This is a genomic window from Falsiporphyromonas endometrii, from assembly GCF_042654485.1.
Lineage (GTDB): Bacteria > Bacteroidota > Bacteroidia > Bacteroidales > Porphyromonadaceae > Porphyromonas > Porphyromonas endometrii.
The window spans coordinates 1-22,718 of the sequence record NZ_JBHSGO010000026.1 but is presented as its reverse complement, the minus strand read 5'-3'; the positions used below and the strand labels follow the sequence as shown (position 1 = coordinate 22,718).

At 38.5% G+C, this 22,718-nt stretch carries 17 protein-coding genes and 1 tRNA gene; all 18 read left to right on the top strand.

Annotation, left to right across the window (positions count from 1 at the left end; genetic code table 11):
- Positions 1–291 precede the first annotated feature (291 nt).
- The 18 genes from ACFO3G_RS01400 to ACFO3G_RS01315 all read left to right on the top strand — a co-directional run bounded on the left by ACFO3G_RS01400 (position 292) and on the right by ACFO3G_RS01315 (position 22,467).
- Positions 292–365 (top strand) — tRNA-Arg (locus ACFO3G_RS01400).
- Positions 366–676: 311 nt separating this feature from the next.
- Positions 677–1,837: an iron-containing alcohol dehydrogenase gene (locus tag ACFO3G_RS01395; RefSeq protein WP_380077276.1), complete on the top strand. Its 1,161-nt coding sequence runs from the start codon at positions 677–679 to the stop codon at positions 1,835–1,837.
- Positions 1,838–1,841: 4 nt separating this feature from the next.
- A complete protein-coding gene (locus tag ACFO3G_RS01390; protein WP_380077274.1) occupies positions 1,842–2,582 on the top strand; it encodes a 4-hydroxy-tetrahydrodipicolinate reductase in 741 nt (246 codons plus the stop codon).
- Between the two features lie 14 nt (positions 2,583–2,596).
- Positions 2,597–4,018: a signal peptidase I gene (gene lepB / locus ACFO3G_RS01385; RefSeq protein WP_380077272.1), complete on the top strand. Its 1,422-nt coding sequence runs from the start codon at positions 2,597–2,599 to the stop codon at positions 4,016–4,018.
- Entirely contained in the window at positions 4,008–4,637 is a 630-nt protein-coding gene (lepB, locus tag ACFO3G_RS01380) for a signal peptidase I (protein WP_380077270.1), read from the top strand. Before lepB (ACFO3G_RS01385) ends, lepB (ACFO3G_RS01380) begins: the two co-directional genes overlap by 11 nt.
- Positions 4,638–4,647: 10 nt before the next feature.
- Positions 4,648–5,307, top strand: coding sequence for a WbqC family protein (locus ACFO3G_RS01375; RefSeq protein ID WP_380077268.1), 660 nt, complete (start codon positions 4,648–4,650; stop codon positions 5,305–5,307).
- A gap of 129 nt (positions 5,308–5,436) precedes the next feature.
- The gene (locus ACFO3G_RS01370) at positions 5,437–6,096 is read left to right on the top strand and encodes an IS5 family transposase (protein WP_380077280.1); all 660 of its coding nucleotides are present in this window, start codon (positions 5,437–5,439) and stop codon (positions 6,094–6,096) included.
- Between the two features lie 190 nt (positions 6,097–6,286).
- Positions 6,287–7,912, top strand: a complete 1,626-nt coding sequence (locus tag ACFO3G_RS01365; RefSeq protein ID WP_380077266.1) for an ATP-dependent nuclease — start codon at positions 6,287–6,289, stop codon at positions 7,910–7,912.
- A gap of 479 nt (positions 7,913–8,391) precedes the next feature.
- Positions 8,392–8,556 carry a transposase gene (locus tag ACFO3G_RS01360; RefSeq protein ID WP_380077278.1) on the top strand — a complete coding sequence of 55 codons (165 nt, stop codon included), beginning with the start codon at positions 8,392–8,394 and terminating at the stop codon, positions 8,554–8,556.
- A gap of 30 nt (positions 8,557–8,586) precedes the next feature.
- A complete protein-coding gene (locus ACFO3G_RS01355; protein ID WP_380077264.1) occupies positions 8,587–9,141 on the top strand; it encodes an IS5 family transposase in 555 nt (184 codons plus the stop codon).
- 147 nt (positions 9,142–9,288) lie between these two features.
- On the top strand, positions 9,289–10,251 hold the full coding sequence (locus ACFO3G_RS01350) for an alpha/beta hydrolase (RefSeq protein ID WP_380077262.1): 963 nt from the start codon (positions 9,289–9,291) through the stop codon (positions 10,249–10,251).
- A gap of 263 nt (positions 10,252–10,514) precedes the next feature.
- Positions 10,515–12,398: an Omp28-related outer membrane protein gene (locus ACFO3G_RS01345; protein WP_380077260.1), complete on the top strand. Its 1,884-nt coding sequence runs from the start codon at positions 10,515–10,517 to the stop codon at positions 12,396–12,398.
- A 359-nt stretch (positions 12,399–12,757) separates the two neighbouring features.
- Positions 12,758–16,465 carry a phosphoribosylformylglycinamidine synthase gene (purL, locus tag ACFO3G_RS01340; RefSeq protein ID WP_380077258.1) on the top strand — a complete coding sequence of 1,236 codons (3,708 nt, stop codon included), beginning with the start codon at positions 12,758–12,760 and terminating at the stop codon, positions 16,463–16,465.
- A gap of 119 nt (positions 16,466–16,584) precedes the next feature.
- Positions 16,585–16,887, top strand: coding sequence for a DUF6804 family protein (locus tag ACFO3G_RS01335; protein ID WP_380077256.1), 303 nt, complete (start codon positions 16,585–16,587; stop codon positions 16,885–16,887).
- 222 nt (positions 16,888–17,109) lie between these two features.
- Positions 17,110–18,477, top strand: a complete 1,368-nt coding sequence (locus ACFO3G_RS01330) for a dipeptidase (protein ID WP_380077255.1) — start codon at positions 17,110–17,112, stop codon at positions 18,475–18,477.
- Positions 18,478–18,488: 11 nt separating this feature from the next.
- Positions 18,489–19,778: an amidohydrolase gene (locus tag ACFO3G_RS01325; protein WP_380077253.1), complete on the top strand. Its 1,290-nt coding sequence runs from the start codon at positions 18,489–18,491 to the stop codon at positions 19,776–19,778.
- Between the two features lie 178 nt (positions 19,779–19,956).
- On the top strand, positions 19,957–20,778 hold the full coding sequence (locus ACFO3G_RS01320; RefSeq protein ID WP_380077251.1) for a purine nucleoside phosphorylase I, inosine and guanosine-specific: 822 nt from the start codon (positions 19,957–19,959) through the stop codon (positions 20,776–20,778).
- Positions 20,779–21,063: 285 nt separating this feature from the next.
- Entirely contained in the window at positions 21,064–22,467 is a 1,404-nt protein-coding gene (locus tag ACFO3G_RS01315; protein WP_380077249.1) for a hypothetical protein, read from the top strand.
- The last annotated feature ends 251 nt before the right edge of the window (positions 22,468–22,718 follow it).

The following is a 22,718-nucleotide window of genomic DNA, read 5'->3' as shown; positions in this document are numbered from 1 at the left end:
CCCCTTTAATACCCTCGCTTTTTGATTAGGGGGGGCTTATCTTGTAAAAATGAAATGCTCAACCGCATAAATTCAGCGATTGAGCATCATTAATATGTCCTATGAAACTTTTATCGGACAGCAATAAAAAACAAATGATTATTCTATTGATCAGTTTTAGAGAAAGTTAGAGCACCTACCGCAAGAAAATCGGGAATAAAGTTTCTAAAAACGCTTGCCAGTTTAAATAAAAGCACTACATTTGCAATCGAATTCAATGACACATGCTCATTGGGTTTCAAACAAAAGGCTGGTTGGGTAGCTCAGCTGGATAGAGCAACTGCCTTCTAAGCAGTCGGTCCCGGGTTCGAATCCCGGCTCAATCACATTCAAAAGGATATCAAATCGTATTGATTTTGATATCCTTTTTTTGTTTTGATCAATCATGAAGTTTGGGTTATTCCTAATTAACAAGATTACACAGCAAACACCTTCTATTTCAGGCTCTTATTCCTCCGTTGCAATGTTTCATAACAATCTTCACTTTTTGATTGCAAAGATGTGTCTTCAGACGACAATCCTCTTTGTGACAAAATGTGTATCTTCGTAAGGTTAAAAACAAACAACAATGGATGGTTTCAAATCCCCTTAGCAGAAGGAGATCAAACTATTAAGTAAGCAACAAGAGACATTTGTTATGAGAAATTTTGAATTTTATTGTCCAACCAAGCTAATCTTTGGAAAAGACTCCCTTGCCGGACTCAATAAGTTAATTGATAAGAAAGAGCGCATTCTCATTACCTTTGGTGGTGGAAGTGCAAAGCGCAATGGTGTGTATGATCAAGTAATCAAAGCATTGGAAGGTTATGATTATTCCGAGTTCTGGGGTATAGAAGCCAACCCAACAGTTGAGACTGTGCGCAAAGCTGTAGCTCAAGGAAAAGAATACAAAGCTACTTTTATCCTTGCTGTAGGAGGTGGCTCGGTTATAGATGCAACCAAATTGATAGCTGCCGGTATAGTTTCAGATAAAGATCCATGGGACATTGTCAGATCGCACTACGCAGAAAAGGTGATGCCTTTTGGAAGTGTTCTAACCGTTCCTGCTACAGGAAGCGAAATGAATAGTGGCGCCGTCATTTCTTGTAAAAAGACCAAAGAAAAGTTTGCATTCAGCAGTAGACATCCCAAATTTTCTGTTCTGGATCCGGAAGTAACCTATTCTCTTAGCGATCATCAAATTGCTTGTGGACTTGCAGACACATTTGTGCATGTCATGGAGCAATATCTAACCGTCAAGGATGAAAGTATGATTATGGATCGTTTTGCCGAAGGGGTTTTGATGACAGTAATGGAAATTGCGCCTAAGATTAGACAAGACAAAACCAACTACGATCTCATGTCCAATTATATGATTTCTGCCACAATGGGACTCAATGGATTCCTTTCTTGGGGAATTACTGAAGATTGGGCCACACACAGTATTGGCCATGAGCTTACCGCCCTTGCGGGTCTCACTCATGGCGCAAGTCTTGTCATTATTTTGCCGGCACTTATGCGCATAATGAAAGATCAAAAAGGCCCCAAAATCCTTCAGTATGCAGAACGGGTACTCCATATAAAGGAGGGTTCAGACAACGAAAAGATTGATAAAGCAATACAAATGACAGAAGAATTCTTCCAGTCTTTGGGTCTTCCAACTCGACTTAGCGATGCACAAGTTCCTCAGAATATAGATAATGAAATTGTCAAGCGTTTTGCTGACCGTCGTTGGAAGATCGGAGAGGCAAGGAATATCGATTCATCCAAGGTGGAAGCTATTCTTAAGCTTTGCCGTCCATCATATAACAATAGATAATACAATGAATATAGCTCTTATAGGGTATGGACGAATGGGCCATGCCATCGAAAAGATAGCTTTGTCAAGAGGACACAAGATCGTGCTAACAATAGACAAAGGAGAAGATGACAAGTTTAAATCACCCATTTGGAAAGAGGTAGATGCAGCAATCGAATTTACCGGACCTTCTTCTGCCGAAAGCAACTGTAGGCAAATACTGAATATGGGTATTCCTCTTGTCTGTGGAAGTACCGGATTTATGACACCGGAGCTGATGTCCGAATTTATGATTCTTTGCAAAAAGGGAGCTACCTTCTTCTATGCAACTAACTTCAGCGTAGGAGTCAATATCCTTTTTGCTTTAAATCAACGGCTTGCCTCCCTCATGACTCATCAAGATGAATACAAAGCTCAGGTTGAAGAGACTCACCATATCCACAAACTTGACAAACCAAGTGGCACAGCTGTGACTCTACTTAGTGATTTGATCAAATTTAATCATAGATACAAAGATTGGTCTCTCGTTGACAATACGGACAATGATTTTAATAAACTATCTATCGATACAATCCCGGTCAAGGCTTATAGAGAGGGTGAAGTTTTTGGTATACATCAAGTCTCTTATACATCTTCAGTAGACACAATAAGTATCAGACATGAAGCGTTCTCAAGAGACGGATTTGCAACCGGAGCTGTATTGGCAGCCGAATATACAAAAGACAACAATGGATTGCTGACAATGGCTGATTTACTTGGAATTTGAATAAACTATCATCTATGGAAAGATCATTTAAGAATATACCACTCAGAAGACTGCTTTGGGGTGTGGTAGCCTTGCTCACACTCCTTATTATGGTTATATGGGATAGCGCATGGTGGTTGCTTGCACTACCCTTGTTAATAGACTTCTATTACACCCGTTTTATTGATTGGGATTGGTATAAAAAGCTCAAAAACAAGAAACTCCGCACAGCCATGACTTGGGTCAATGATATCATTTTCTGTCTCATTGCCTTTTACATATTGACTGTATATGTATTTCAAAACTTTGTAATTCCCACATCATCTTTGGAAAAAACCATGCTGGTCGGAGACTATGTCGTGGTAAGCAAACTCAGTTTTGGACCACGCACCCCCAATACCCCATTGGCATTTCCTCTTGCACATAACACCATGCCAAAGTGGCTCGGTGGTGGAAAGTCCTATTCTGACGTTCCACATTGGGGTTATAGAAGGCTAAAAGGCTTTGGCCAAGTCAAATCTCACGATCTTGTTGTATTCAACTTCCCCGCCGGAGACACTGTTTGTACTCTGATGCCAAATCCGGATTACTACACATTGTGTAAGATGGTTGGAGGGAAAAGCATCATTGAAGCCCAACCCGAGAAGTTTGGCAAGATTGTATATCGTCCCGTGGACAGAAGAGATCACTATGTAAAGCGTTGTATCGGTATGCCGGGAGATGTGCTTCAAATCAAAAACAATCAAGTTTTCATCAATGGAAAACCCGATTCCAATCCTAAACATCTTCAGTTTAATTATTGGGTACAAACAACACAGATGCTCAATCCCGATTATCTCAAAGAGATTGGGATTAGCAACGATGATGTCTCAGGGATTGACCCGACGGCTGTAACAGAAGAGGCCGAAAGACTCGGTCTTCAAAAGATATCACCTGACAGCTATGGATATGTATACCACTTTCCTCTTACCAACGAAATGAAACAAGAGCTGTCACACAATTCGGCAGTTAAGAGAATAACTATCGAACGTGACAATACAACAGGATATATGTACCCTATCGACTACCCAACCAATTGGACAAGGGACAATTATGGACCTATATACATTCCCAAAAGAGGAAGCACCATCGAATTGACACCATTTAATGTTGCAGTTTATGACAGATGTATTAAAAATTACGAAGGACATTCACTGCAAATCAAAGATGGAAAAGTCTATATAGACGGCAAAGAGACTAAGAAATATACCTTTGGAATGAACTATTACTTTATGATGGGAGACAATAGACACAATTCTGCCGATAGTAGATACTGGGGATTTGTGCCCGAAGATCATATCGTAGGTAAGCCGGTCTTTGTATGGATGTCATTGGATAAGGACAAAGGGCTCTTCTCAGGTAAGATTAGATGGAGTAGACTGTTTAGGACGGTATCAACATTAGATAATGGAAAATAACAGTAAGCAAAACAAGAGGAACAAATGGCTTAGCAGGGTGCTCATAGCAGTATCCCTGCTCCTCTTGCTTTTTATAGTAAGGTTTTTCGTCCTAACCCCTATGATAGTAGGAGGAGACAGCATGAGAAAGCCTTACAACAAAGGTGCTTACATCCTTGTGTCAAAACTAAAATATCCACGGGTTGGTGATGTCGTGGTATTTAGATATCCCGCCATTACGAAAGAAAACAAAAGCATGAAGCTGATGGGAAGAATAATAGCAGAGCCCGGAGATCTTTTAGATGCTCATGCCAACAAGCTATATCGCAATGGACATGCACTAAACATTCCATTTGCATTGAAAGAAAACTTTAAACTTTATCTACCCAAGGAAGGTGTAAATCTTAGACTCACACCTGACAATCTGGTCGCCTATCGAGAAGCAATCAAAAAGGAGCATCCTAAATATGCCCAAATCCACCACGGTAGCTTATATCTCAACAATAAAAAGATGAATAGGTACACATTCTTAAGTCCGTACTATTGGATTTTGGCAGATATCGAAACTTCAGGTCCGGATTCAAGACACTTAGGGATTATTTCCAAAGATGATATTATTGGCGTAGTGATTATGCCCTAAACTATCTATTATGATTTTACTATCGTCCGCTTACCTTCCAAACATACAATATATGAGCAAGATTCTATCCAATGAGACAGTATGGATAGACACTTGTGAAAACTTCCAAAAGCAAACATTCAGATCAAGAGCAATTATCAACTCCCCTCAAGGACAACTACCTCTTACCATACCGGTACAATCCGGTGCAGCAAGTGAATGTCCAATCAAAGAGGTCAAAATATCAGATCACGGCAACTGGAGACACAGACATTGGAATGCTATCAAATCGACCTACGGAAAGAGTGCCTTCTTTGAATATCTTGCCCCCGAAATAGAGCCTTTCTTTGTGAAAAGATATCAGTGGCTACTCGATTTCAATTGTCAATTGCTTGATACTATAATAAGGCTGTGCCAAATATCCGTAGACATCCATTTGACTGACCACTATATCTCTTCTGATGAGCTAAAAAGCTTAAATATGATTGATTGTAGAGATATGATACGACCCAAAAACTCAATACCGGATCCAAATTTTCAGCCCTATCCTTACTACCAAACACTATCGGAGAATGGCTTCATCCCCAATTTGTCAATCATAGATTTATTATTTGAGTGCGGCTATGAGACCGAAAGCATATTATCGAAATGCTATGTCAATCCACATTCGCAAAAAAATAAAACTGTTTAAAGTTAATTAAAAAAACAATCTTGTATAAGATATTAATATATTGAATATCAGTATGTTAGTTGATTTATTATTTATAACTTTATGATTATCAAACAATTAAAGTTATGGAGCAATATTCAACCAACCTGACTGATAAACAGTGACAAGTTATCGAAAAAAATCACATGTCCGCAAGATAGAAAGCGAAAATACCCTCTCAGAAACATCCTGAATGCGGTTCTGTATCTTCTAAAAACCGGCTGTCAGTGGCGTATGATTCCCAAGAACTTTGCACCTTGGCAAAGCGAGTATTACTATTTCTGCAAATGGAAGAACGAAGACATCATGGAGGAACTCCTCGACAAACTTCGCTCCTTGGTACGCATCATCTGCAGCCGCAACGAAAGTCCCGGCATGGGAATTATCAATTCACGAAGTGTCAAGACGTCACATCATGCAGATGCCGTACGAGGACTTGACGGAAACAAAAAGATTAAAGGCAGAAAACAACATGTTGTTGTCTATACTCAAGGTTATCTGATGGCCGTATCCGTTCATGAAGCCAATATTCATGACAGCAAAGGAGCTCCGAAAGTCATTGAAAAATTGTCCTGTAAGTTTCCCCGCCTTACCAAAATTCTTGCTGATGGAGGCTATCGAGGGAACCTTGCCAATTGGGTTCTCGACAAATACGGATGGGAACTTGAAGTCGTTCTCAGACCGAATGAATGTCCGTCAAAGTTCAAGGTCATTCCAAAACGATGGATTGTGGAAAGAACTTTAGCATGGTTGAAAATTTTAGAAGACTGACGATTGATTATCAGTTTCATGCCAGTACTGCTGAGGCTATGGTTCAACTTGCTTTCTGCAAAATATTGCTTAATAAATTCTCTGAATAATTTTTAAACAGATTCTAAGTTTTTGATTATTTATATTGTATTTTATGTATATTTGCACAAGTAAAATCTCAATATGTTAAACATGAAGATATACTTATTATATGAAGATTAGTAGGATAAAAGTAGAGAATTTTAGATCAATCAAAAAAGTTGATATTCAAGTATCTGACTTTAATATTTTTGTCGGTCAAAATAATTGTGGAAAAACAAATCTTTTTGAGGCGATTGAGTTTTTCTTTAATGGATACAAAGGAGACACAAAAGAGATAAAATATCAACGTGATAATAATCTCGAGGCATCTGTTTATATGGAATTTTCCGATGTACAGAATGGTTTGAAGAATATGAAAAACGAGAAAAATCGAGCAACTTTAGCAGCGAAAATAGAGAATATAGAAGTTGTGGGATTAAAGCGATCTACATCTGAATTAAAAAAGAGATCTTTATTTATAAATGGGGAAAGCATTCCTCCCGGAACAGGATTTGATACAGCTTTAAATGATTTTTTACCTAAATTTGAGTATATTACAACTAAGCAATACTATGACGCAGTAGCAAAATACTCAAAGACAACTCCAATGGGAGTGATGTTAACAAATGTATTGGTTTCTATTATTGAAAGTAACCAAAAGTACCTTGATTTTCAAAAGAAGTTTTTTGAATTATTTGAAGCAGATGATTCAGAAATAAAAGCTGTTTTTGATAATATTGGTGGAAGCGTTAAAATGTATTTGGAAAAACAATTTCCTGACACAACAAAAGTTAGATTCGAGGTTACACCACCGATTTTTGAAGACCTATTGAAGAGCTTTAGTACTGCAGTAGATGATGGGATTGAAACATCTGCAGAAGAAAAAGGTGACGGAATGCAAAGGGCTCTAATGTTATCAATTATTCAGACTTATGCTGATTATAGAAAAAAGAATGATGATCAAGGAAAGTCGTTCTTGTTTTTTATTGATGAAGCAGAACTTCATCTCCATCCAATGGCACAAAGAAAGCTTAAAGATGTTTTGTATAATTTGTCAGAAAAGATGGATCAAGTGTTTATCAATACACACTCATCTGTATTTATTACTGAAACTTTTGAGAAACAGTGCCTTTTTAAAGTTGAAAAGACTAATGGTGAAACTGGAATTCACATAGTAGAAGAGAACGATAAGCCTTATATAGTTTATGAATTATTGGGTGGAAGTCCAGCAGATTTGTTGCTACCAAACAATTTCCTAATAGTGGAAGGGAAGAGTGAGTTTGAGCTTATTTCTAGGGTTATTAATCGATTTTACAAAGAAAAGCCGAAGATACATATTATTCAAGCACACGGGGATATAGATCAAACTGAGAGGACGATTAATGCGATAGAAAAGGCATACCTACCTTTGGAAAACAATATTTATGCTGATAAATTAGTCATCTTATTAGATGCCCCAAGTGACCAAACAAAGGGAGGGGTTGAAGAATTCAAAAAACAAAGGAAAAAGCTAGTTCAGAATAATCAGATTTTCACTTTAGCCTTTAGAGATATTGAACAATGTTATCCAAATCAAGAGGATATAGTATATGGTAATTGGAAAAAGACACAAGCTGAGGTGGATGAAATGAGTGGGAAGAAAAAAGTTCAATTAGCAAAATATGTAGGAAATAATATTACACAAGAACAATTTGAAAAAGATTTGAAAGTCTGTTTTGATGCTCTTAATAAATGTTGGGAGCTAGCTTTTCAATAAACTTCTTTTCCCGCATTTTCAACTGTTCTTTGATTGACTTTATGGCAATGTTAAATTATAGAACGACCTAAGTATTCGGGTCGCTCTACTGGTTTTATTGATTTAGTTGCTCTCGAACTTTCTCTTGTTTGGCAGAAAGTTGTTGCTGACGGTGGAATAGTTTCGCTTGTCGTCGGACAGCTGCTTCGTAGTTAATCACTCGCTTTTCTAGTTTCTGGGCCTTCTAGCGATGTGTCTCAAAGATGCTTTCAAACTGTGCGAAGGAGTCGTTACTCATAGAATGCTTACGAAGTATGCGGTATCGGAGTGCATAGTCATCAAAACTTCGGTTAGTCTTAGAAGCTTTTTTTAATTTAATTGAGAAATAATCTTACATAAGATATTAATATATTGAATATCAGTAGATTGGCTGGTATATTATTTGTAACTTTATGATTATCAGACAATTAAAGTTATGAAACAATATTCAACCAACCTGACTGATAAGCAGTGACAAGTTATCGAAAAAAATCACATGTCCGCAAGATAGAAAGCGAAAATACCCTCTCAGAAACATCCTGAATGCGGTTCTGTATCTTCTAAAAACCGGCTGTCAGTGGCATATAATTTCCAAGGACTTTGCACCTTGGCAAAGCGTGTATTAATATTTCTGCAAATGGAAGAACGAAGACATCATGGAGGAACTCCTCGACAAACTTCGCTCCTTGGTACGCATCATCTGCAGCCGCAACGAAAGTCCCGGCATGGGAATTATCAATTCACGAAGTGTCAAGACGTCACATCATGCAGATGCCGTACGAGGACTTGACGGAAACAAAAAGATTAAAGGCAGAAAACAACATGTTGTTGTCTATACTCAAGGTTATCTGATGGCCGTATCCGTTCATGAAGCTAATATTCATGACAGCAAAGGAGCTCCGAAAGTCATTGAAAAATTGTCCTGTAAGTTTCCCCGCCTTACCAAAATTCTTGCTGATGGAGGCTATCGAGGAAACCTTGCCGATTGGGTTCTCGACAAATACGGATGGGAACTTGAAGTCGTTCTCAGACCGAATGAATGTCCGTCAAAGTTCAAGGTCATTCCAAAACGATGGATTGTGGAAAGAACTTTTGCTTGGTTGGAAAATTTTAGAAGACTGACGATTGATTATGAGTTTCATGCCGGTACTGCTGAGGCTATGGTTCAACTTGCTTTCTGCAAAATATTGCTTAATAAATTCTCTGAATAATTTTTAAACAGATCCTAAAACATCAATCTACTAAATCACAGAAGTCGGAGTTTTAAGACTCTATTGTTTATATCAAGTTTTCAAATTGTTTCCCATACCATAAGATTATAATCTATTTTCTACCTTTACGAGAAATATATTTGACCTATGAAGAGAACAAAAAAGATAACTATCTGGAGCATTTCTGTAATAACAGTGATTGCATTGCTACTTTTTCCAAGTATCTATTTCATCAACTTTTCGCTTAATCACAAGTATGACATCAAGACGGATAGTGTCGAAAGCTATCGATATATGTCAGAAAAGTATCCTTGGATTGTTGGTTGGGTCGACTCACTTCGGACACATCACGAGTTACACGATACCATCATTACAAGAGAAGACGGAGTCCGTCTTCATGGTATCTTTGCTTATGCTCCGGAAACAACCGACAAGACGGCAGTAATAGTTCACGGATATACTGACAATAGTATCCGCATGCTCATGATAGGCTACCTATACAATAAAGAACTTGGATATAACATCTTGCTACCGGATCTATATGCACATGGCAAAAGTGAGGGTCAATGGGTTGGGATGGGACTCAAAGACTATCCCGATGTAATGCTTTGGATGAATATCGCAAATAATATCTTTAGAGGGAAAAATAAAGAAACAAATATGGTTGTACATGGAATTTCGATGGGTGCAGCTACAACCATGATGGTATCGGGACATGAGAATAATTCTTTTGTCAAATGTTTTGTAGAAGATTGTGGCTATACGAGTGCCAAAGATGAATTTGCATACAAACTCAAACAGATGTATCACCTGCCGGCATTTCCATATATATACACAGCAAGCCTCCTAAATAAGATGGTTAATGGATGGTATTTTTCGGATGCCAATCCACTGAATGCAGTCAAAAAATGCACTAAACCAATGTTATTTATTCATGGTGAATCTGATACTTATGTACCCACTTGGATGGTCTATAAACTCTATGACGCCAAACCAATGCCAAAAGAACTATGGACACTTCCTGGAGTTGAGCATGCCCTGTCTTATCATGACTACCCCGAGCAATACACAGTGAAAGTAAAAGATTTTGTCAACAACTATATTAAATGATTTTAATAAAATTCACACAAAGCTAAATCATCTTAATGGCTCTTGATCTCTTACCTCATCTGAATCCAAAAAAACACAGAAACAGGGGTTGTAAATATTTATCATATAGGTTCTATATTTACTTCAATCGTTCATTTTTTGAGATAAGACGATGTTTTTGTCGATTTAATATCTATTTTTGCGCTCATTGAAACGTGATATACGTTGTTAGACATATTGAAAGAGAAACAATTAAATTCATTAACAATAACAAGAGAGATTTTATGAAGAAATTATTTTACACTTTCGTTTTTGCTCTTTGTTGCATCAATTTTGCAACAAATGCACAGACCCTAAAGTCGACAAAAGTTAATTTCAATAGTTTGCGTGGAGACATGCCAAACACCGGCTTTTGCTGGGCAGACAGATCCACACCTTTAAATCAAATTAAAGCTGTAGGAGCTAAAGGTGCTGCAAATATTTTTGTATTTGTCGAAACTCCGGAATTAAAAGGTACTCATACTATTAAAAGTATATCCTTCCCTTTTATGGGGAATTCAGGACCCAACGGTACTGTAGTAATACTAAAAGGTGACTCAACAGTACTTTACTCGGAGCCTGTAAATATTGAAGGAAGAACGTGGAACAACTTTACACTCAAAACACCTCAAAAAGTTACTGATGGCAAATATTTTATTGGATTCTTCTGTCATTCAACCAACGCAAAACCATATGTGATTCCTTTTGATGGGTCTGTAATCCTTCCTCAAGCGAATTTTATCGGACTTATTGGCGAATCAAGACCTAATTTGAATGCGAAGGAAAAAGTCTCAGGTCTATTTCAGTCATCAGAACTACAATTTGGCTCCCTTATTGTTGCTGCGGACATTGATGGGCCAAGTGTTGAAAACATCGCTGTTTTGAGCAATATTTCCGGAGGGAGAACAGGCAAACCCAATACCGCTCTTCCTTTAAATATAGAAGTTAGAAATATTGGTACGCATGCCATTGAAAATGGTGTAGTAAGTGCTATTTCACAAGGCAAAAGTCAGAATTTCGATATTACAAATATCCCTGTTGGAGCTAAAAAGAATTTTGCTGTAAATTATCTGCTACCTGAGTCCGGATATGATTTGGAAGCTTTGTTTAGTGTAAAAACAGTCAATGGCATAAACAATATTTTAGCTGATTTTGGAACCTCTTTCATATATAATGTTCAAGTTGAAGGAGGTCCTTTTGCTGTTAAAAACATCTTAATTGAAGAGTTTACATCAGAAAAATGTCATAATTGCCCTCGTGCAAAACCTATAGTTGAAGAAACTATCGAAACCCTCGAAAATGCTGGATACAGAGTTTCAGCTATTGCTCACCATGCCGGGTTTGGTGAGGATTTCCTAACATTATCCGAATCTGAAAAACTAATTCCATATATGTACTCAAATGGTTCTTTTGCCCCCGCTGCAATGGTTAACCGAGTAAATAAAGGAGAAAACGGAATCTGTGCTATGGGTGTTGGAGGAGACTTCAGCAAAATAGCAAAAAACATTGCTGAAAGCACTCTTCAGGCAGCAGACATCACCAGTGTAACTTTCACTGACAATGGTATTGACATAGTCGGAAGGATTGCAAAAGGTGTAGACAAGAACAATATATATCTCAATGTTATCATTACAGAAGATGGAATAAAATCTCAACAACAATCCGGTGCAAAATCAAGTTATGTTCACGATTTTGCAGCTCGCAAGTTCATCTATCCATTTGATGGTCAAAAAATTGAAATTAATGATGACCTTTCTTTTTCAGTCAAAATTCCTGCAGTTGACCTCAAAACCAATTGGATAAAAGCAAACTTGAAGGCAGTGGCATTCCTTACGACTTCAAAAATGACAAGAAATAATATGTCTGATTATAAACACAGAGCTGTGATAGCTTCAAACTTTACTAAATTTGGAGAAACATCTTCAGCACAGGAGGTTGCATCAGAAAAGCCGAATGTAACAGTTTTCAACCGTTGCGTCAAAGTTGAAGGGAACTATGACAATTTCCAGGTATTCAATATGGCTGGTAACATTGTTGCAACAGATAGCACCCCTCTTATGGAAGGTGTATATATCGTAAAAGTAAACAATGTGTTTGGTAGCTTTACATATAAAGTTGCAGTGAAGTAACAAAAGCACCTTTAGCATGGTGTACAAAGCACTAACCATTATTGATTGGGGTATGTTGATTTGGTCAGCATACCCCAATCTTTTTAAGAACCACCAAATTTATCAAGTGTTTTAGGAGATTAGCATTCCACAGAATATTCTCTTTGTAATATCTGACATTTCTTGATGTTTTGATTGCTTCTTATATGCTCTAATTGTTTACCTTTGCAAAAGTGATGGTTGGAGTCTGATTAACATAGATTCAATTAGACTCAAATCAGGAAATACACCAAGTAAAGCAGCCCCCAAATCAGATAAGATTATAGGATACTTTACCAATTAGTTAACAAGGTATTACCCATTAAAACCGTTAGTCAACAATGATTAGTTTCTTTACCCGCCCCGACGGAAGTGTTTACGCAGTACAACATCAATTGGCTTTTGATGAAGAGAGCAGAAAACGTTTAGCATGGCTTTTTCAGCCGGCTGTTTTGAGCCTTTCTGACCATCTTAGCGGCTATTATGCCGGTCCAAGACGCGAAATGATAAGTCCTTGGAGTACCAATGCGGTTGAAATCTGTCAGAACATGAATATCCCCGGTGTAGAGCGAGTGGAAGAGTTTTATGCTGTGGATGGCAAAGATGTCGACTATGACCCTATGCTTCAAGAACTTTATACCGGTCTTGACCAATCAAGTTTTGATGTTGATCGTGAGGCAGAGCCCATTATATATATAGAGAATATGAGAGCTTACAATGAGAAGGAAGGTCTTGCACTTAGCGAAGAAGAGATCAACTATCTCGAAAGTGTTAGTCAAGATCTTGGACGTAAGCTTACCGACAGTGAAGTATTTGGTTTCTCTCAAGTCAATTCCGAGCATTGTCGCCACAAGATTTTCGGAGGCACATTTATTATAGATGGAGAGGAGCGTGAATGTTCTCTTTTTGAACTTATCAAACGCACCTCACGACTCAACCCGGGCCGATTGGTTAGTGCATACAAAGATAATGTTGCTTTTATAGAAGGACCCACTGTAGAGCAATTTGCTCCTAAGAGTGGTGACAAACCTGACTATTATGAAGTAAAAGAGATTGATACCGTACTAAGTCTCAAAGCAGAGACTCATAATTTTCCGACAACTGTAGAGCCATTCAATGGTGCTGCCACAGGAAGTGGTGGTGAGATCAGGGACCGCATGGGAGGAGGAAAAGCATCTCTTCCTTTGGCTGGGACAGCTGTATATATGACCTCTTACCCTAATTTAGATCGTCTCAATCCGGTTGGTAGACCTTTAGCCGAGCGTAAATGGCTCTATCAATCACCCCGTGAGATTTTGACCAAAGCTTCAAACGGAGCCAGCGATTTTGGAAACAAGTTTGGGCAGCCACTTATTTGTGGATCTGTTTTGACCTTTGAGCATCAAGAAAGCAAGGAGGATCTTGAATATGCCTATGATAAAGTAATTATGCTTGCAGGAGGTATTGGCAATGCCCGCAAACGCGATGCAATCAAAGGTCAGCCTGAAGCTGGTGAAGAGATAGTCGTAATGGGTGGTGACAACTATCGTATCGGAATGGGAGGTGGAGCCGTCAGCTCTGTAAATACCGGCAAATATAATGGCAGTATTGAGTTGAATGCCGTACAGAGAGCCAATCCGGAGATGCAAAAACGCGTCGAGAATGTAATACGCTCTTTGTCAGAAAGCGACGACAACCCAATCATCTCTATTCATGACCATGGAGCAGGAGGACACCTTAATTGTCTCTCTGAACTTGTGGAAAATTGTGGAGGCCATATCGAATTGGACAAACTCCCTGTAGGAGACAAGACACTCTCAGCAAAAGAAATTGTTGGTAATGAGAGTCAAGAAAGGATGGGTTTTGTCACAAAGAAGGAGAATATTGAACGCATACGCAAAATTGCAGAACGCGAAAAAGCTCCATTCTACACTGTTGGTGAGACAACGAATGACAAGCGCTTTGTTTTCGAACGAGAGAATGGAGAAAAGCCTATAGATCTTAGTTTGAGTCAAATGTTTGGCAATCCGCCCAAAACTATTATGACCGATAAGACTGTTAAGCACAACTATAATCCTGTTGCTTACGAACTAAAGCATTTGGATGAATATTTAGAGCAGGTGTTGAGACTTGAAGCAGTAGCTTGTAAAGACTGGCTTACCAATAAAGTTGACAGGAGCGTTACCGGAAAAGTAGCAAGGCAACAGTGTCAAGGGGAGTTGCAACTTCCACTCTCTGACCTTGGAGCCATGGCTTTGGACTATCGTTTTATGCACGGCATAGCAACGTCCATAGGACATGCCCCTCAAGCAGCTCTTGCCGATCCTGCAGCCGGAAGTACCTTAGCTATAGCAGAGGCGTTGACCAATCTTGTTTTCGCACCACTAAGAGGTGGACTGGATGCGGTATCTCTTTCCGCCAACTGGATGTGGCCTTGTCGCAATGAAGGTGAGGATGCCAGACTCTATGAAGCTGTACAGGCAGCAAGTGAATTTGCCTGTGCTTTAGGCATTAATATACCAACCGGGAAGGATTCTCTCTCTATGACCCAAAACTATCCAAATGGAAAGAAGATATTATCTCCCGGTACAGTTATTATTTCAGCTGCGGCAGAAGTAAGTGATGTCAAAAAGATTGTTTCACCGGTGATCCGAAATAATGCCGGTGGCTCGGGCATCTATTACATTGACTTCAGCTTTGCTCAACACCAACTTGGAGGTAGTGCATTTGCTCAAAGCCAGGGTCGCGTTGGAAATGACGTTCCAACAGTAAACGATCCGGAATACTTTGCGAGAGCATTTGAAGCTGTTCAGGAACTTATTGCTCTCAATTTGGTAGTAGCCGGTCACGATATTTCTGCCGGTGGTATGATTACTACCCTCCTTGAAATGTGCTTTGGCAATACCGATGGTGGTCTGGATATCAATCTGGATAAAATTGCAGAGGAAGATTTGATTAAGATTCTATTTGCTGAAAATCCGGGAGTAATTTTACAGATCACAGATAAGAAGCAAGCTGAACAGATTTTGCAAGATGCTAATATTGGCTTTGCATGTATCGGAAAGCTTCAGAGTGAACGAGTAATTACAATTCACAAAAACAAAGAGGAGTATCTTTTTGGCATTGATCACAAGCGTGATGTTTGGTACGAAAGTTCATATCTGATGGACTGTTTCCAATCAGGCAACAGACATGCAGGCGATCGTTTCGAAAACTACAAAATGCAACCTGTCAAATATCATTTTCCAAAAGACTTTACAGGAAAACTCAAAGACTTGGACCTCGATCCGGATCGTAAGACAAGAAGTGGCATCAAGGCAGCAATCTTGAGAGATAAAGGGACCAATGGTGAACGAGAGATGGCTTATGCATTGTACCTTGCAGGATTTGATGTCAAAGATGTCCATCTTACTGACCTTATTTCCGGTAGAGAAACCTTAGAGGATATTCAAATGCTGGTATATTGCGGAGGTTTCTCCAACAGTGATGTTCTTGGTAGTGCAAAAGGCTGGGCCGGCGGTATTCTTTTCAATGATAAGGCAAAAAAAGCCATTGACAATTTCTACGCTCGCAAGGATACACTAAGTCTTGGAATCTGCAATGGATGTCAACTAATGGCCGAATTAGAGGTGCTTTATCCGGAACATGAGCTAAAACACAAAATGGCACAGAATGAGTCTAAGAAATTCGAAAGTACATTTATTTCAGTGCAGATACCCAAAAACAACAGTGTTATGTTCGGGTCCCTATCCGGAAGTAAGATCGGCGTATGGTGTGCCCATGGTGAAGGCCGTTTTGAATTGCCTTACGAAATAGACAAATACAATGTCGTGGCAAAGTATAATTATGAAGCATATCCCGGCAATCCCAACGGATCACCATTTGCAGTAGCGGCTTTGGCAAGCAATGATGGAAGACATCTTGCTATGATGCCACACCCCGAAAGATCTATTATGCCTTGGACTTGTGGTTATTACCCAAGCAGAGAACTTCAAGAACATGAGGTTACCCCATGGATGGTTGCGTTTAAGAATGCATTCAATTGGATTGCAGAAAAACGAAACCAATAAATTTTCAACATGATTACAACGTATTTTTAACAAAAGAAACAAAAGGGAGATTCCATTGGGAGTCTCCCTTTTCGATACTAAACAAAGAAACTATTTACCACATTGACAAGATCCATCCTATGAAAAAAGAAATGTCTTACATCGGACTCGTATTAATTGTATTCTTAGTACTGAGCCTTCTTAATATGCCATACGGATTTTATAACTTAATTAGGTTTGTAGTTAGTATTTACTTTGCAGTCCTTTCCTACTCATTCTATAAACAAGACAAAAAGAAAGAAACAATTATTACTCTTGTAGTAGCCCTTCTTTTTCAACCGTTTTTACCCATTCATTTAGGAAGAATACTATGGAATATAGTAGACATTCTTGTCATCCTTCTCTTAATTATCATTTGGAGAATGACAAAAGATTCTAAGTAGCGGGAATATGTTTATAGAAAAATATGTTCATTGATTTAGGAGCTAATCCTAAGCCACAAAGCCAATGATTTTGATCATCAAAAGAGGCTTCTGACACTTTTAAGTTAAAAGCTGAAAAAAGTAGACAAATATCATTTCAAACAGTCTTTTTCTTAGGGAGTTCGATATTTAATCAATACCTTTGAAAAAGTATAGTATAAACAACAAGAAAACAGAATTGTTATGACAACAAAAGAGTACATCAAAGAACACGAAGAAAAGTTCCTGAATGACTTATTTGGTATTATCCGTATTCCCTCTATCAGTGCAGAAAGCGAACACAAAGCCGATATGCAAAAAACAGCTGAATACTGGAGGGATCACCTTCTTTCTCTTGGCATTGAGAAGGCAGAAGTAATGCCGTCAACAGGTAACCCTATCGTATATGGTGAACATATAATAGATCCAAACGCTAAAACAGTATTAGTATATGGGCACTACGATGTGATGCCTGTAGCTCCTCTTGAGCTTTGGGACCAGCCCGATCCATTCGAGCCGGTTATCAAAGACGGATATATCTGGGCTCGTGGTGCCGATGATGATAAAGGGCAATCTATGATTCAAGCCAAAGGTCTTGAAACTGCGATGGCTCTTGGATACCTCAAATGTAATGTCAAGTTTATCTTTGAAGGCGAAGAGGAAATTGGATCAGCAGCTCTTTATCCTTTCCTGGAAGAACACAAAGACTTGCTTAAAGCCGATTTCATCTTTGTGTCTGACACATCAATGCTCAGTCCGGAAGTGCCTTCTATGACCAGTGGACTTAGAGGTCTTTGCTATTGGGATATCGAAGTGGAAGGTCCTAATAGAGATCTTCACTCAGGTATCTATGGAGGTACCGTTGCTAACCCAATCAATGAGCTTTGCAAGATTATCTCTAAAATTGTTGACGAAAATGGTCATATCACAGTGCCCGGATTTTACGATGATGTAGTAGAAATGACTGCAGATGAACGAGAGATGAATAAGCAGATACCTTTTAGCTCTGAGGAGTTTTGCAAATCTATTGGAGTACCGGCAGAACAAGGGGAAAAAGGATTCAATACACCTGAGAGGAGAGGCTCACGCCCCTGCTTTGATGTTTGTGGGATCTGGGGTGGTCACATGGGAGAAGGAAGCAAGACTATTATTCCTTCTAAGGCTCACGCAAAAATTTCAACTCGTCTTGTAGCCAACCAAGATCATGAAAAGATTGCTAAGCTGATGGTTGATTACATTGAAAAAATCGCTCCTAAGACTGTCAAAGTAAATGTAAAGGTTTCGCATGGTGGACAAGCTTATCTATGTCCAATCGATCTGCCCGCTTACCAAGTAGCCGAGAAAGCTATTGAAAAAGCATTTGGCAAACGACCATTAGCTGTAAGAAGTGGTGGCAGCATTCCTATTATTGCAGGATTTGAAAGAATACTCGGTATCAAGAGTATATTGATGGGATTTGGATTAGAGACCAACGGCATCCACTCTCCAAACGAAAATATGCCTCTTGATATGTGGTTTAAGGGTATCGAAACTGTAGCCGAATTCTATAAGCTATTTGGAACAGGTAACTAAATATAACTTTTATGACGAAAGAACAGAATAAGATTCTTATTCAAGGTGCTATCCTCAATGGGAAGGTTTCAGACCTTCTTATTGAGGGTAACCGTATTAAGACAATCGCTGAAAATATTCCTAAAGAGGAAGGAATGCAAGTCATTGATGGCAAAGGTAGGGCAATAGTGCCGGGAATGCATAATTGTCATACACACTCTGCCATGACTATTTATAGAGGGTTTGGCGATGATCTAAAACTTATGGACTGGCTCGAAAACTGGATATGGCCGGTAGAGGCAGTAATGACAGAAGAAGATGTCTATTGGGGATCCAAACTGGCATGTCTCGAAATGATCAAAAGTGGGACAACAGCCTTTCTCGATATGTACACTTTCCCTCTTTGCACAGCTCAAGCCGTAGAAGATATGGGTATGCGTGCAGTCCTCAGTTATACACTTTTTGATAGAGGAGACGAAAAACGAGCAAAATTGGATCGAGAGCAATGCTACACTTATATGGAAAAATACAAGCATTTCTCTGACCGCGTTGAATATTCACTTGGTCCGCACGCTATATATACTGTATCCGGGCCACAACTACAGTTTTGTCACGAGTTTTCTCAAGAGAATGATGTTCTTATCCATCTTCACCTATCTGAGACAGAAGGTGAGGTCAAAGATTCGATTAAAAACTATGGTCTTAGCCCGGTGAGATACTTAGACAAGCTTAGAGTTTTAAGTCCAAATCTGGTTATAGCCCATGGTGTTTGGTTGGACGAAGAGGAGATGGATTTGCTTGCCAAGCATAATGTCAAGGTGGTACATAATCCGGCCTCAAATCTTAAATTGGCTTCCGGATACAGATTTCAGTATGAAGAGATGAAAAAACGAGGCATCCTTATAGGTATTGGTACTGACGGATGCTCCAGCTCCAACAATCTGGATATGTACACAGCTATGAAACTTGCAGCTTTTATGGGAAAGGCTTGGCGTTTTGACCCCACTGCCATGAAGGCTGAAGACATTTTTGAAACTGCCACTAAATCCGGAGCTGAGATTATGCGCATTGATGCAGGAGAAATCAAAGAAGGTAAGCTTGCAGACCTCGTATTGGTCAATCTCAATAGACCGGAAATGCTTCCTTGTCACAACTTAATATCAAATTTGGTATATTCTGCTGCCGGTGCAGCCATTGTAGATACAACCATTGTGGATGGCAAGGTCTTGATGCTTCACGGGAAAGTTGATGGAGAAGATGAGATTATGGAAAAAGCATCTAAGTGTGCTTACGATATGCTAAAGAGGGCCAACAAAGCCTAATAAAATGATTGCTTAAATGATTTCGGCTTAACTGCTTGGACAAATAAGTTGAAGTCACGAAAATCATGCTTATATTTGACTGAATAAATGGAGTGCTAATATCTTGAGCAGCTTCTGCGTTGTGCTTGAGATATGGATGCATTTCTTTATTAGAAGATCTAACAAAAAGAATAGAACAATGATTACAGAACAAAATTATCACGAGGCAGCCACTTATATCTCATCTCGCTTGCCTCATAAAGCTAAAATCGCCATTATCCTGGGAAGTGGACTTGGTGAATTGGGTGAAGCTATTGAAGATAAGACAGTAATCCCCTACACAGAAATTCCCCACTTTGCAAAATCTACAGCTGTAGGACACAAAGGTAATTTCATTAGCGGTACTCTTGCGGGTGTACCGGTCATTGCTATGCAAGGAAGATTTCACTTCTATGAAGGGTACCCAATGGAACAGGTTACATTTCCGGTACGTGTCATGAAACTCTTAGGAGTCGAAACTCTATTTGTTTCTAACGCTGCCGGAGGCATCAATACATCCTTCAAAGTAGGTGACCTTATGATAATCACAGATCATATCAATAACCTTCCTAATCCCCTGATTGGCCCTAATAAGGAGGCTTTTGGGACTCGTTTTCCCGATATGACTCGTGCGTACGATCGTGAATACATTGCTATGGCAAAAGAAATTGCCAAAGAAGAAAAGATAAATGTAAAGGAAGGTGTATATGTTGGACTTACAGGTCCTTCATACGAAACACCTGCTGAATATAAATTTTGGGGTCAAGTAGGTGGTGATGCTATAGGTATGAGTACTGTACCTGAGGTAATAGTTGCAAGACATGCCGGTCTCAGAGTATTTGGAATGAGCGTTATCACTAATGAGGGTTATCATTTTGCTGATGACTTTGTAAACGATGCTGACGAAGTTATCCGTGCTGCCAATGCAGCCGGAGAACGTATGAAGAGAATTTTTATGAAGCTCGTTCAACGCATTAAATAAGGTACAATATTTTATCAAGGCGTTCAATTGATTCATTATTAATCAATAGGTCTTTTGATAAAACTTGCGGGGGAGTTGTTTTAATCTTAACAAAACAACTCCCCTTTTATTTTACAAATTGTCTAAACATGGTTGACATTCATCGTTTTGTTGCCTTTTCCCATTTTATTGTGACAGCAATATTACAGCATCAAATTGTACTACCTTTGCAACATAGCAATCAATCTTGTAGTATCATTCTTGATGACAACAAGGATCTAAACAAATATTCTAATTGATAAAAGGATGAGCGAGGATAATCCAATTCGAATAAAACTTGTTAGAAAAGAATCTTCTCAAAATTATGGATTTACACCATATTTTCAGGGCAATATTGTCGATCGCCCCTTGGATATCTTATGCATAAAAAAATCTCTTACCATCTTATGGAAACGTTCGGGATTTGAAGATATCAAAGCAATCTACCCTATCACATCGAATACAGTCATTATTGGAACTCTACCTGTGGAGAAAATTGTTAAGATCCTAACAATTGAAGATATATGTTTTAAGAAGTTGTCCGGAGAATTAGTACCTATAGATAATGAAGATATCCAAATAAAAGTGGATGGTTGCAGATTAACCCGTGACAATTCATTCCATATTCCATTAATAGAACTAAAACAAAAAGTTGTTGACATCCATCTTGCACCGCATTATGGATGCAAAGACTTTAGTGATCGTGGTGTTTTGAATAGTCTAAATTTTCCTATAACAATTATAGCTGAACAAACAAATCACAGATATACTTTTAGAAGTCAAGGAATCTCTCACTCCACTATCAATATTCAAATTGATATTCTCGGAAAGGATTATTTGGAAAAAAGTTTAGAGTGCCCAATTAAAGGATTTGATCTACTCACTCCAATCAAAGGAGATGGTTATATCAATCAGATCGTGCCAAGTAGGAATCATGTAAGGTCAGAAAGCCATATTGATAAGGATTTATTGGAAAGAACTCGTCTTTATGTTGAACCTGATATAATGCCACAAAAAAGAGTTATACCAATGGCCAAAGATCAAGGAAACATCGCTTGTGAAAATACAAATCAACACGCCGATAAGCAATCCGAAGCATTATCAGCTGAGAAGAAGACTAACTATGCCATATGGATTGTTATATTTCTAATGATAGCAGTCATTACGTTCGGAATTGTGTATTTTGCATTTCCAAGAATATTAGGCCTACAGCCTCAATCATCCTTATTGGATAGTTCTTCATATACAGCCATCAACTCGATTGAATCAGATATCACAACAGAAAAGGATATTGAGAACGCTTGTGATTATTTGGACAACAGCAGTGTCTGGAGCCAAGATAAAATGGAAAACAATAAAGCCTTAAAAGGATTTTTTGAGGCACTTACCACTCTCAATTGGAATAAGATTGAAGGTTACCAAATATATCTCAATGGATCAAAAAAGTTTAGAAATATAAAAGACGTTATTAGCAAAATCAAATCGATAGAACAAGAATCTGGCTATAAAGGAGAAAACATATTTCAATCAAAGAATACACTTTTATATTCAGAGTATATAACATTTTTGGAGGAATACTATGATAATGCTAAAGCCTTTAGATCCAAATTAAATTCACATACCAATATAATTGACAATCAAATAGATTCTGACACTATACCTATTGATTAGGATGAACAAAAACCCTTAACTATCTAAAAACAGTTAAGACTCACAATAGTTAAAGATCAAACACTATCTTTAATTATTGCTGTCCGATAAAAGTTTCATAGGACATATTAATGATGCTCAATCACTGAATTTATGCGGTTGAGCATTTCATTTTTACAAGATAAGCCCCCCCTAATCAAAAAGCGAGGGTATTAAAGGGGTATCTGCCCGAGCTTTTAGAAGTACTTCCCAATCTTTTTCGGGGTGATTGA

Bases quoted from the DNA above. Each gene is read 5' to 3' on its own strand.
- ACFO3G_RS01315 (WP_380077249.1), top strand. From the start codon at position 21,064: ATGAGCGAGGATAATCCAATTCGAATAAAACTTGTTAGAAAAGAATCT.
- ACFO3G_RS01395 (WP_380077276.1), top strand. From the start codon at position 677: ATGAGAAATTTTGAATTTTATTGTCCAACCAAGCTAATCTTTGGAAAA.
- ACFO3G_RS01325 (WP_380077253.1), top strand. From the start codon at position 18,489: ATGACGAAAGAACAGAATAAGATTCTTATTCAAGGTGCTATCCTCAAT.
- ACFO3G_RS01320 (WP_380077251.1), top strand. From the start codon at position 19,957: ATGATTACAGAACAAAATTATCACGAGGCAGCCACTTATATCTCATCT.
- ACFO3G_RS01390 (WP_380077274.1), top strand. From the start codon at position 1,842: ATGAATATAGCTCTTATAGGGTATGGACGAATGGGCCATGCCATCGAA.
- ACFO3G_RS01375 (WP_380077268.1), top strand. From the start codon at position 4,648: ATGATTTTACTATCGTCCGCTTACCTTCCAAACATACAATATATGAGC.
- lepB (WP_380077272.1), top strand. From the start codon at position 2,597: ATGGAAAGATCATTTAAGAATATACCACTCAGAAGACTGCTTTGGGGT.
- purL (WP_380077258.1), top strand. From the start codon at position 12,758: ATGATTAGTTTCTTTACCCGCCCCGACGGAAGTGTTTACGCAGTACAA.
- ACFO3G_RS01330 (WP_380077255.1), top strand. From the start codon at position 17,110: ATGACAACAAAAGAGTACATCAAAGAACACGAAGAAAAGTTCCTGAAT.
- lepB (WP_380077270.1), top strand. From the start codon at position 4,008: ATGGAAAATAACAGTAAGCAAAACAAGAGGAACAAATGGCTTAGCAGG.
- ACFO3G_RS01350 (WP_380077262.1), top strand. From the start codon at position 9,289: ATGAAGAGAACAAAAAAGATAACTATCTGGAGCATTTCTGTAATAACA.
- ACFO3G_RS01335 (WP_380077256.1), top strand. From the start codon at position 16,585: ATGAAAAAAGAAATGTCTTACATCGGACTCGTATTAATTGTATTCTTA.
- ACFO3G_RS01355 (WP_380077264.1), top strand. From the start codon at position 8,587: ATGGAGGAACTCCTCGACAAACTTCGCTCCTTGGTACGCATCATCTGC.
- ACFO3G_RS01365 (WP_380077266.1), top strand. From the start codon at position 6,287: ATGAAGATTAGTAGGATAAAAGTAGAGAATTTTAGATCAATCAAAAAA.
- ACFO3G_RS01345 (WP_380077260.1), top strand. From the start codon at position 10,515: ATGAAGAAATTATTTTACACTTTCGTTTTTGCTCTTTGTTGCATCAAT.